Source organism: Pantoea sp. CTOTU49201 (genome assembly GCF_032054795.1).
Taxonomy (GTDB): Bacteria; Pseudomonadota; Gammaproteobacteria; order Enterobacterales; family Enterobacteriaceae; genus Pantoea; species Pantoea symbiotica.
In genome coordinates, this window is record NZ_DAMBSA010000120.1 from 1 (window position 1) to 11,217 (window position 11,217).

The window sequence follows — 11,217 nt, forward strand, 5'->3', positions numbered from 1 at the left end:
ATCCGACTTTGCAGCCCTCTGGCGTGAAGGCGAAGGTGCGTCCGGCGCGGGTAATATGGTCGAACCAGGCTTTCAGCACTGAAGGCAAACCGAGGTTCCACATCGGCGAGGAGATCACCAGTGTGTCGCAGGCAAACAGCTGATCGACCAAACGCTCCGACGTCTGGATGGCGGCACGCTGCGCTTCATCGCGCTGATCCGGCTGAGTAAAGAAAGCGCCAATCGTAAAGGCATCCAGATGCGGCAGCGGATGTTGCGCCAAATCCAGCACCGTCTCTTCGAGGTCGGCATGCTGCGCCCGCAGTTTCTCGACTAAATGAGCCGAAGCGATGCGTGACGCCGAACCCGCCAAATCGGGGCTGACTTTGATGTGCAGCAGTTTCATTCAATTGTTCCTTAAGCGAGATGGCGATGCATTGCGTGGTTGATGCGTGCATCTTAAACTTCTATGTCTGAGTGAAAAGGGTCAAAAACCGTGAAAACAGGTAGGACATGGCGTGGGATATAAAGAGATTTATGCGCGATATCGCCAGCAGATTCTCGCAGGGCAACTTAAGCCAGGCGACCGCGTACCGGCGATCCGCACGCTGGCGAGTGAGTTGCAGGTGGCGCGAAAAACGGTGGAAGCCGCCTATGAAATCCTGATCGGCGAAGGCTATTTCGTCAGCCAGGGCGCGAAGGGCACGCACGTTAATCCTGAACTGATTCTGGCGGCAGCAACGGAGGAAACAGCGCTGCCTGCGCCGCCAACTAGTGATGCATCACTGCGTGAACCAAAAGGCGAGCTGCGGCTTGGCATTCCGGCACTGGATGAGTTTCCGCATAAAAAATGGCTGCTGATTTCCGGCAAAGCGGCGCGAACCTTGCGTGCGGATGAGATGATTTTGCCGCCGATCATGGGTTATCAACCGCTGCGGGAAGCTATCGCTAGCTACCTGAATATTTCGCGTGGACTTAACTGCCAGCCGGAACAGATTTTCACCACCAGCGGCTATCGCGCCAACCTGCGACTGATTCTGGCGGTGCTGGCGCAGCCAAGCGACAAGGTGTTGTTTGAAGATCCCGGCTATTTCTTCGGGCAAAAACTGCTGAAGCGCATCGCGCCGAATCTGCATTACGTGCCGGTCGATCGGCAAGGTATGGATGTGGATTATCTGCTGCGCTATCACGCCGATGCGCGTTTCGCCATCGTCACGCCTACGCATCACAGCCCGCTGGCAGTAACCTTATCGCTACCGCGCAAGCATCAGCTTCTGGAGTGGGCGCAACACAACGATAGCTGGATTATTGAAGATGATTACGACGGCGAGTTTCACTACACGCGCAAAGTGATTCCGGCGCTGAAAAGCCTCGATGTGCACGATCGGGTGATTTACACCGGCACCTTCAGCAAAACCATGATGCCGGCGATGCGCGTGGGGTATCTGGTGATGCCGAAAGAGACCATTGCGCGCTTCAGCGAGCTGGGAGAAATCCTCGAAACCGGCATGTCGCTGCTGCCGCAAAAGATTCTGGCGCAGTTCCTGAGCGAAGGGCATTTCTATCGCCACATCAAAAAGATGCGCACGCTTTATCAGCAGCGACGCCGCATGATGCTGGATGCCTTACAGGCGTGTTTCCCGGATGTGTTTGATTTTGAGTTGACCGATGGCGGCATGCACATTGTCGCCTTCCTGCCACGCGGCACGCAGGACGCGGCGCTGGCGGCGATTTGGCAGCGGCATCAGCTGCGCGTCTTGCCGCTTTCTGGCTGGTACATGCAGACGCAGAAACGCTATGGCCTGGTGATTGGCTATACCAATATTCGATCGGTGGAGCAGGCGCGGGAGTTGTTGCAGAGAACGGTGCAGGAGACGCGAGCGTTATTGGGTTAAAGAAAAGGCGCGAGGGACAGCTCGCGCCTTGATACCGGCGCGTCCTTACATGCCGATATATTTTTTGCCTTGCTTCAGAACCACGTCGCAGGCTTTGGTTTTCAGCTTCTCACCCATCGGCGAGTTGCTCAGGCTCTGCAAATTCAGCTGCTGACCGTTGCCGGTGTTAAGCAAGCCTTGCAAACCCTGCTGATAATCGGTTTTCTGCTCTTGCGCGGTGGTGCTGTTCAGGCCGAGTTTGCTCAACACCTGATCCTTCACCGACTTCACGTTGTTATCCACCACGTTGTGCTGCACGCAATACGACATCACGCCTGCGGCGTTGGTCATGCTGTTGGAACTCACCGCTTTATCGCCGCCGTTCAGCAGGCCAGTGAGCGATGAGAGCGACATGCCGCCGTTCTGCGTGGTGCTGGTATTACTGGTGCTGTTGTTCTGCTGTGACAGCTGCGATGCCGCGCTGCTCAGCTGATCCTGCCAGCTTGCCGCTGATGCGCTCCCCGCAACCATAGCTGCCGCGATGCCCCATCCCCAAATCATGCCTTGTAATTTCATCTCAACCTCGTTGTCTTTTATGTTCTGACTGCGTCAGTTTTGGTTAAGAGAGGTTTGGCTGCGGAAAGTTCCAGTTAAGCGGGCGGATTGGGGAAAATTGGGACCGTTCTGGGTTTTGGTTTTTGAACTTCGTTTGGTGGGATTGATGGTATAACAAGCAGTTATCTGCGAAACGCTGTTTTTTTCAACGCTTAGCACACATCCCCAACGATTCCAGTTGCGCACTCTGCTCGTAACGGTATAATCCCCAACGTTTTCCGCATCCTCTTCAGTGCCGAAGTGGCGAAATCGGTAGACGCAGTTGATTCAAAATCAACCGTAGAGATACGTGCCGGTTCGAGTCCGGCCTTCGGCACCATCGATTGATGCAAAATTAAGTCGCTTACGAGCGGCTTTTTTTGTGTCTGAAATCTGGCTTTTTACCTAATCTCACTTCCTTAGCTACATAAACAAATTATTGCGATCGCGTTCTCATCGTGGACAATGTTCAACCATGGGTTGCGTTAATATCAATTAAATCAATAATTTTATTATATCAAGGGATGGATAATGGACAGGAATACTCAGGGATTCACATCATACTGGCGTAATTCTTTAGCCGATGCCGAATCAGGGAAAGGGGCATTTGAGCGTAAGGATGCGGATAAATTTACTCGTTGGGTGGACATCAGCACGGGACGGCTGGATGAAGAGACTGTTAATGCGTCTTTTGAGGGTGAAGGTGACACGGTAAAAACCGTTGAGGTAGTGCTACGACCTCAAGCCTGGTTACGTTTGCTACAGCACGGCAAAGAGCGAATGGCAGGCGCTCCTGGAATAGTCACACCGCTGGTATCATCTGCGCTACTTAATCGCGAAGGTTTTTTGTTCCCTACTTCATCGGCCACTATCCCCCGTGACCTGTTAGAGCCTCTCCCAAAAGGCACCTTCTCAATTGGCGAGATGGCGCAATATGATAGATATAAAACCACGCATAACTCGACCACCTTTGAAGTGGATTACGAACAGCAATACGAAGAGGAAAATGACGAGCAGCGAGCCCAGCGGTATGAGAAGCATCAGCTGCAGTGGCAAAAGTTTCAGACTGAAATAAGCAATTTGCTGGAATACGTAATCGGACAATGGGTCGCCACCCACGAGCAATATGAACTCGCCGAATATGGTTACGTTATAAAAGCCAACCAGCCCGGCGGTGCCAGCCGCCATATCCTCCCTCTGTATGATCATCTTCGGGTGTGCAAGAAAGAGGTTCCGCTATTAACACGCTTTGCTTCGACTGCCAAGCCGATCCTGGAACCGTTGCTTGCATCTAATGCGAAATTCAGCGAGCGATTAGGCCATTCAGGAAATGAATTCCCGCTTGCTGTGGCGCAGCGCGACGCTCTTAGCCATTATCTCACGCAGCAGTCGGGCGATATCCTTGCCGTCAATGGTCCGCCGGGAACTGGAAAAACTACACTTGTTCTCTCTATCATTGCTACTGAATGGGTTAAAGCGGCATTTAACAAATCTGAACCACCGGTAGTGATTGCCACCTCAACCAACAACCAAGCCGTTACCAATATCATTGAGGCCTTCGGTAAAGACTTTTCCACTGGAACAGGGGCTATGGCCGGGCGCTGGCTACCGGAACTAAAAAGTTATGGTGCTTATTTCCCTTCTCAAATGCGTGAAGCTGAGGCCGCTAAAAAGTACCAGACTGAAGACTTTTTCAACCGTGTGGAATCTACCGAATACGTTGAAGATGCGCTGGTACTTTATCTTGAGAGGGCAAAAGTAGCGTTCCCATCTGCGGAATGCCGTTCTCCAGAACAAGTTGTGAATCTACTACATGAGCGTTTAACCGCGCAGTTAGCTCAGCTTAAACATATTGAGCAGGCCTGGGGGAATTTGATCCGCATTCGCGAGGAGCGGATCCACCTTAGCGAAGACCTCGACCTTTATATTCACGATAAAAGTAAGCTACTGCTCGATAGCACAAAAGACATTGCGTTGTTAACTCAGGGTAAAAAGCAGTGGCAACAGTATCGTGCCAGCGAGTCGATGCTCTATGCGATCTTCTCATGGATTCCCGCGGTTCGTACAAAGCGCCACTATCAGATTAACCTCTTACTCGACACTACGTTTGGTGCAAGGATGGCCGAGTTTAAGGGCTCAGCGCCGGAAGATGTTGATGCTTATATCGACGGGCTTATTGCTCGCGCCCAAGAAGAGCAGGCCGAGTACCAGCAGCAGATTGATTTTGCTCAGGAGGTTTCCAGACGTGAAAGCGAAGCTCTGCGAGTTTGGCATGGTTTCTCGGTTTCCCTGGGACATGCGGGCAAAGATGAGATAACCCTTGCTGTGGCTGATGCGCTCGCCGATACGGCTATCCGATTCCCGGCATTTCTTACTGCATCTCACTACTGGGAGGGGCGATGGCTGATGGACATGGCCGCCATTGGCGATCTTCGAAAGGAAAAAGGTCGTAAGGGGGCGAAAGCTACCCTGGCTCGCTGGCATCGAAGAATGAAGCTCACCCCTTGTGTGGTGATGACCTGTTACATGCTGCCTCGTCATATGGTCATTAGCGAACATGTTGGCGGCGCTAAGAAATTTGAATCCGGATATTTTTATAATTTGGCCGATTTATTAATTGTTGATGAAGCGGGGCAGGTATTGCCGGAGGTAGCCGCAGCCTCCTTCGCATTAGCAAAAAAAGCGTTAGTAATTGGCGATACGGAACAGATCGCACCCATCTGGAACAGTTTGCCGGGCATTGATATCGGCAATATGGTTGAGGGGAACCTCCTCCCTGTCGGTACTCAGGAAGCGCTAGCGGAGGCTTATGCGCTTATATGTGATTCAGGGAAAAGCTCGGCATCGGGCAGCGTGATGAAAATCGCTCAATTTAGCTCGCGCTACCAGTATGACCCGGATCTGGCCCGCGGCATGTATCTGTATGAGCATCGTCGCTGTTTCGATAACATCATCGGTTACTGTAACGCGCTCTGCTACCACGGCAAGTTACAGCCAAAACGGGGCGGTGAAAAAGAGACACTTTTTCCAGCGATGGGTTATCTGCATATTGATGGGTTGGGTAAACGGGCAAACGGTGGCAGCCGATACAACACTTGTGAAGCCGAGACAATAGCGGCTTGGCTGGCGACCCATAAAGAAGAAATAGAGCATCATTATGACAAACCACTGCATCAAACGGTGGGAATCGTAACGCCATTTTCGGCGCAGGTGAACGCTATTAGAGCCTCATTGAGTAAGCTGGGTATTAACTGTGGTGAAGATGATGATTCACTGACAGTCGGTACTGTTCACTCCCTGCAAGGTGCAGAAAGAGCAATCGTGATCTTCTCCCCAGTTTATTCCAAACATGAGGATGGTGGATTTATCGACAGCGACAGCAGCATGTTGAACGTCGCGGTCTCCCGCGCTAAAGATAGTTTCCTGGTCTTTGGGGACATGGATTTATTTGAGATCCAACCTGCCTCTTCGCCAAGAGGATTATTGGCAAAATACTTGTTTGCACAAGACAGCAACGCGTTAGCGTTTGAATTTCAGGTACGTAAAGACTTGAACGCAGCCCAGATGCCCGTTTCTACGCTACATGGGGTAGATCAGCATGATGCATTTCTGAATCAGACATTGGGTACAATCGAGAAGAGCATTACCATTGTATCTCCTTGGTTGACCTGGCAAAAGCTTGAGCAAACTGGCTTTTTAAACTCAATGATTCAGGCACGTGCTCGCGGTGTTGATATTACTGTGGTGACGGACAAGCATTACAATACCGAACATAGCGATTATGAAAAGCGTCAAGAAAAACAGCGGCGGCTTCACAGCGCACTGGAAAAACTGAATGAGTTTGGTGTTACTACTAAGCTGGTCAATCGCGTTCACAGTAAAATCGTAATTGGGGACGAGCGTTTACTTTGTGTTGGTTCGTTTAATTGGTTTAGCGCCACACGAGAAGATAAGTATCAACGGTACGATACGTCGATGGTGTATCGCGGAGATAACTTAAAAGGTGAAATTAAAACGATTCACACGAGTTTGATTCAACGCCAATTGTGAGACGGAGCCACATCATTTCCGAGGTGAGTTTGGCGTTATGTGTATCAAATTAATAGCGCCAAGCCTTTTTTCGCCGTCAAACGGCAGCTTAATGGAAACGGCTTAGTAAGTTGCTTGCACCTTTAAGATCCTCTTAAGAACTCTTCGTATAATAGCGCCCATCAACTTAAACCAAGAGTTCACCATGAAAAACACTCTGATTTCCCTTTCGATTCTTCTCTCCGCTTTGACTATGACTTCTGTTCAGGCTGCCAACCCAGCCACCGGCTGTGACGCCAAAAAACAGGATATCCAGCAAGAACTGGCGATGGCGCGTGAGCATGGCAATGCTGCGCGCATCGCGGGTCTGGAGAAAGCGTTGCGCGAAGCTAGCGAACATTGCACCGACAGCGGATTACTCAAAGCGCGCCAGGAAAAAGTGGCGGATAAGCAGTTGAAAGTGCAGGAGCGTGAGCAGGATTTACAAGAGGCGCAGGCCAAAGGCCGCAGCGACAAAATTGAGAAGCAGCAGCGTAAACTGGCCGACGCGCGTGAAGAGTTGAAACAAGCACAGGACGCGTTGACGCAATAGACCAGGCGTCCCGCTCAGAAAATTCGCGCTTTGTCTCAAAATTCTCTCGCAGAGATTTTTTTCATCCAACTGTCGGGATTGCATGGCAGAATGGCGCTCCGGTGAAATCAGTGGAGGTGCAGAAGCGATGACAGTTGAAATTGAGCAGCGTATCTACGAGCTGGTGCGACGTTACGACGGCGTTTACCTGTTTAAGCAAAAGACGCTGACGCCGCAGATTGATATCGATAGCGATCTCAACTTCGAACGTGAAGAAGCTGCTGCGCTGATGGATGAGTTCTTCGGCGAGTTCAGCGTCGATCGCGGCGGATTTGTCATCGAAACCTACTATCCCGATGAGCCCTCGCTGGCGCAGATTCTCAATCCTTTCAATAAGCGTGAAGTGCCGGTGGTACCTGATTTCACGCTGGGAATGTTGATTGAATCGGCGAAAGCGGGGCGCTGGCTGTACGAGTAACAGCAGGCTCAGCGCCGAGCCTGCCGCCTTTCACCGCTTCACGTGCACGCCAAAGCCGCTCTCTTCCGCTACAAACTCCGCTTTCAACGTCAGCGCAGGAATCTCATAGTCGCCGCCGATTTGCTGACGATAGGCAATTGGCGCTGTCTCTTCCAACATATCCAGCCTTGTGGCCAGCGCATCGCACCAGCCAGCAAAACGCTCTGCTGCTGACTTTTGTACCCGATAGAAAACCAGCGGCGGCAGCACGCTAAAGCCGGGATAAAACAGCATGCCGTGCTGAATCGGGAACAGCAGATCGTTAATCGGGCCGTTAATGCCGCGCGGGCTGTAATGCGATTCCCATCCACCCGTCGTTACCACCAGCATCGCGCGTTTACCGCTGAGATTGCCTTCGCCGTAGCGATCGCCCCAATGCTGTTCATTGTGCTCGCCCACACCGTAGGCAAATCCGTTGGCGTAAACGCGGTCAAACCAGCCTTTCATGATGGCGGGCATCGAAAACCACCACAGCGGAAACTGGAAAATCACCGTATCAGCCCAGCGTAATTTTTCCTGCTCGGCGGCGATATCCACAGCTTGCAATTGATGATCGTAGGCGAAGCGTGAATCCACCGTCGCATCGTAATGGTCGCCCACTAATGGGGCGCGCGTGTCATCAGCATCGAGCTGCGTTTTCCACTGCATCGCATAGAGATCGGAGACCTGCACCTGATGTCCGGCATGCTGCAAATGCTGCACGGTAAAGTCTTTGAGGGAAGCGCTCAGCGAACGCGGTTCCGGATGGGCATACACAATCAGTACATTCATGGGCTTAATCCTGTGAGATGAAAACCACTGCAGATTAAGTCGGTGCTGGCTATAGTAGAAATCAATTGCTGATATCTCAGGTATAGACAAGGTGAATATCAACTCGCTGGATTTGAATCTGCTGCAGACGCTCAACGTGTTGTTAACCGAACTCAACGTGACGCGCGCAGCGCAGCGTCTGCATCTCTCGCAGCCTTCCGTCAGTGCTCAATTAGCGCGATTGCGTACACATTTTGACGATCCGCTGTTGTTGCCTGGGCCGCGCGGCATGTTGCCAACGGCGCGTGCAGAAGCGTTGCGTGAGCCGCTGCGTCTGGCGCTTGAGGCGGTAGAACGTGCTGTCGCGCCGCCCGATACCTTTAATCCGGCCAATGCCGAAGTCACCTGGCGCATCGCCGCCACCGATTACACTTCGTCGGCGTTGGTGCTGCCCGCGCTCAACCTGATTCGTGCAGCTGCACCGCAGAGTCGTATGGCGGTTCTGGCGCTTAATCCGCCGCTGGTGGCGCAACAGTTGGAGAAAGGTGAGCTGGATGTGGTGTTTCACACTGGTGATAACGCGTCGCCAACGCTGCATCAACGCAAACTGTTCAGCGAGCGCTATGTGCTGGCGGGACGGCGCGATCACCCACAATTGCAACGGACGCCAACGCTGGATCAATTCTGCCAGCTGGAATTTGTCATGGTGTCGCCGGATGGCGGCGGCTTCAGCGCCGCCACCGATACTGCGCTGGCGAAGCTGGGACGTTCACGCCGCGTGGTGTTGTCGGTGCCGCATTTCTTGTTTATGCAGGAGACGCTGGCGAACAGCGATTTGGTGGCAGTGCTGCCCGAGCGGCTGGTGCGTCACGCTTCGCAGCTTGCGGTAATCGATTTGCCGCTGGAGGTGCCGGGTTTCGATATTTTGTTGCTGTGGCATGAACGCCTGCACCGCGACCCGGCTCAGCAGTGGCTGCGACAGCAGATTGTGGCGGCGCTTTAAATCAGCATCGCCGCAAAAAATTCACTTCTCCCGCGTCACAAAAATCATCACACTAGCCACCTTTACCATTATGGAGAGATGGCATGATTACCCGATTGCTGCTGGCGATGTCGCTACTTGCCAGCCTGAGTGCGCCGCTGTTAGCAGATCAAGACGGCGTCTCTTTTAGCCACAAAGACTGGGAATTGGCCTGCGATAACACGCTGACCTGTCGCGCCGCCGGTTACAGCGCTGAAGAGGGCGCGGGCGGCTCGGTGCTGTTGGTGCGTGCCGGTGGCCCTAATGCGGTGACGCACGGTCGCGTGGTGCTCGCCGATACCGGCGATGATGATTCTAAAGTGGTGAACAACTTAGCGCTGTGGATTGATGACCGTGCGCTGGGCGACGTGGCGAAAGCCGACAACGACGAATGGACGCTGACCGATGAACAAACCCAGGCGCTGATCAACGGTATTAAAGGCAGCGGCAAAGTCGAGTTTCGCGGTGGCGAGGAGCCTTTTGATCTCTCCAGCAATGGCGCTTTTGCGGTGCTGCTGAAGATGGATGATGCGCAAGGTCGTCTTAGCACGCCGGGCGCGCTGGTGCGTAAAGGCAACAAGCCGGAAAACAGCGTACCGGCAGCGGTGGCGATGCCGGTGATTCAACAGGTGAAAGTGGTGAAGGCCGATGCGCGTCCGTTGACGGCCGATGAGCTGGCGCTGTTGAAGCCGAAGCTGATTGCTTCACTCACCGATGACGACAGCTGCGACAACCTGGCACCGTCCGACGATCAGCCGGAAGAGGGCGCGGAGCCGCTGACGTTAACGCCGGTTGATGATGCGCACGTGCTGATCGCCGCATTGTGCTGGCGCGGGGCGTATAACGAAGGTTACGGCTATTGGCTGATCGACCAAGCGTTGCAGGGCACGCCGCAGCTGGTGACGGATTCCGGCTCTGATTACAGTGAAGGTGTGATATCCGAAGCGCAGAAAGGGCGCGGCATCGGCGACTGCTGGAGCACGGCGGCGTGGGTGTGGGATGGCAAAGCGTTTGAGCAGAGTAGCGATGCTACCACCGGCATGTGCCGTGCGATTCGCGCGGGCGGTGCATGGCAGTTGCCAACCTGGGTGACCGAGGTGAAAGCGGCATCGCTGCCGTAAGGTTCGCAGTTATGCGCATCTGGTTGCCAGGTCGCCATGAATGGCGTAATGCCGCTCAGTTAATCACCGAGAGACTTTCGTTCGCCCTATACTGAGGCAGTTGCAGTAACGTCGTGCGGCGACCGAGCAGAGGACGTCTGGCCACGCCCTCTGCACTCCCGGGCCTTGCGCCAGCCCAACCCGCCGCTTCGCGGTACCTTCACTCATTCGCGATTTCTGACGGACCGGTGGCGATTCGCTCCTGCTCAACGCCACCTCTCGCCGCATCCATGCGGCTCGCCCTGGAATCCCTCATTCGCTCAGCGGTTTGGGATGTCGCCTCAACACCCGCGCTGCAGCAAAAATGCATTATTGGCACCCACAATCGCTGCAAAACTTGTAGGGTCGCCATTCATGGCGACCTGGTGCGCATGAATGCGCATCCTACGAAAAACTAATTCGGCGACCCTACTTGCCGCAGCACTGCTTATATTTTTTACCGCTGCCGCATGGGCAAGGATCGTTGCGGCCAGTTTTCTCGCCGGCAAAGTGCGGCAGTTGAGGTTCTGGATCGGGCTGCGCCATGCGCTGTTCCTGCCAGTATTCATGCAGCTCCAGCGCCGCAGGGCGAATCGCCTCGATGCTGGCTTCAAACTCGTCCGGCGTGAAGGCTTCGCGCTTCGCCAGATGATCTTCGCTGCCGTGCAAGGCAATCGCCTCCATCATCGGCTGCAGTGATTCTGGCAGCAGCGACCAGTCCGCATCCAGCGCCACGCCGCGCA

10 protein-coding genes and 1 tRNA gene are annotated in these 11,217 nt (G+C 53.6%); 7 read left to right on the plus strand and 4 right to left on the minus strand.

Annotated elements, in window-relative coordinates; genetic code table 11:
* Positions 1-385: NAD(P)H-dependent oxidoreductase (locus tag RTY00_RS10665; protein WP_312664408.1), on the minus strand; the 385-nt coding region annotated here is incomplete at its 3' end.
* Between the two features lie 112 nt (positions 386-497).
* Here RTY00_RS10665 and RTY00_RS10670 point away from each other — a divergent pair.
* Positions 498-1,874: a PLP-dependent aminotransferase family protein gene (locus tag RTY00_RS10670; RefSeq protein WP_312664409.1), complete on the plus strand. Its 1,377-nt coding sequence runs from the start codon at positions 498-500 to the stop codon at positions 1,872-1,874.
* 45 nt (positions 1,875-1,919) lie between these two features.
* On the opposite strand, the gene RTY00_RS10675 is transcribed toward RTY00_RS10670, so the two are convergent.
* On the minus strand, positions 1,920-2,429 hold the full coding sequence (locus RTY00_RS10675; protein WP_265300939.1) for a DUF2501 domain-containing protein: 510 nt from the start codon (positions 2,427-2,429) through the stop codon (positions 1,920-1,922).
* Positions 2,430-2,702: 273 nt separating this feature from the next.
* Here RTY00_RS10675 and RTY00_RS10680 point away from each other — a divergent pair.
* From RTY00_RS10680 to RTY00_RS10695, 4 genes are all read left to right on the plus strand, one after another.
* Positions 2,703-2,787: transfer RNA gene (locus RTY00_RS10680), tRNA-Leu, on the plus strand.
* Between the two features lie 191 nt (positions 2,788-2,978).
* Complete coding sequence (locus RTY00_RS10685; RefSeq protein WP_312664410.1) at positions 2,979-6,497, plus strand: AAA domain-containing protein; 3,519 nt, start codon at positions 2,979-2,981, stop codon at positions 6,495-6,497.
* A 184-nt stretch (positions 6,498-6,681) separates the two neighbouring features.
* Positions 6,682-7,068, plus strand: a complete 387-nt coding sequence (locus RTY00_RS10690; RefSeq protein WP_312664411.1) for a DUF1090 domain-containing protein — start codon at positions 6,682-6,684, stop codon at positions 7,066-7,068.
* 127 nt (positions 7,069-7,195) lie between these two features.
* Positions 7,196-7,525 (plus strand): DUF1493 family protein, encoded by a 330-nt coding sequence (locus RTY00_RS10695; protein WP_008107769.1) that lies wholly within the window; start codon positions 7,196-7,198, stop codon positions 7,523-7,525.
* A gap of 30 nt (positions 7,526-7,555) precedes the next feature.
* Here RTY00_RS10695 and RTY00_RS10700 read toward each other — a convergent pair whose 3' ends face one another.
* Positions 7,556-8,335 (minus strand): NAD(P)H-dependent oxidoreductase, encoded by a 780-nt coding sequence (locus RTY00_RS10700; protein ID WP_312664412.1) that lies wholly within the window; start codon positions 8,333-8,335, stop codon positions 7,556-7,558.
* A gap of 91 nt (positions 8,336-8,426) precedes the next feature.
* On the opposite strand from RTY00_RS10700, the gene RTY00_RS10705 reads away from it, so the two are divergent.
* Both RTY00_RS10705 and RTY00_RS10710 read left to right on the plus strand, forming a co-directional pair.
* The gene (locus RTY00_RS10705) at positions 8,427-9,317 is read left to right on the plus strand and encodes a LysR family transcriptional regulator (RefSeq protein ID WP_312664413.1); all 891 of its coding nucleotides are present in this window, start codon (positions 8,427-8,429) and stop codon (positions 9,315-9,317) included.
* A gap of 83 nt (positions 9,318-9,400) precedes the next feature.
* A complete protein-coding gene (locus RTY00_RS10710) occupies positions 9,401-10,456 on the plus strand; it encodes a DUF1176 domain-containing protein (RefSeq protein WP_312664414.1) in 1,056 nt (351 codons plus the stop codon).
* A 447-nt stretch (positions 10,457-10,903) separates the two neighbouring features.
* Here the strand turns inward: RTY00_RS10710 and RTY00_RS10715 are convergent.
* Positions 10,904-11,217, minus strand: a 314-nt coding sequence (locus tag RTY00_RS10715) for an SEC-C metal-binding domain-containing protein (RefSeq protein ID WP_312664415.1), incomplete at its 5' end; no start/stop codon positions are given.

Bases quoted from the DNA above. Each gene is read 5' to 3' on its own strand.
- RTY00_RS10685 (WP_312664410.1), top strand. From the start codon at position 2,979: ATGGACAGGAATACTCAGGGATTCACATCATACTGGCGTAATTCTTTA.
- RTY00_RS10675 (WP_265300939.1), bottom strand. From the start codon at position 2,429: ATGAAATTACAAGGCATGATTTGGGGATGGGGCATCGCGGCAGCTATG.
- RTY00_RS10690 (WP_312664411.1), top strand. From the start codon at position 6,682: ATGAAAAACACTCTGATTTCCCTTTCGATTCTTCTCTCCGCTTTGACT.
- RTY00_RS10710 (WP_312664414.1), top strand. From the start codon at position 9,401: ATGATTACCCGATTGCTGCTGGCGATGTCGCTACTTGCCAGCCTGAGT.
- RTY00_RS10700 (WP_312664412.1), bottom strand. From the start codon at position 8,335: ATGAATGTACTGATTGTGTATGCCCATCCGGAACCGCGTTCGCTGAGC.
- RTY00_RS10695 (WP_008107769.1), top strand. From the start codon at position 7,196: ATGACAGTTGAAATTGAGCAGCGTATCTACGAGCTGGTGCGACGTTAC.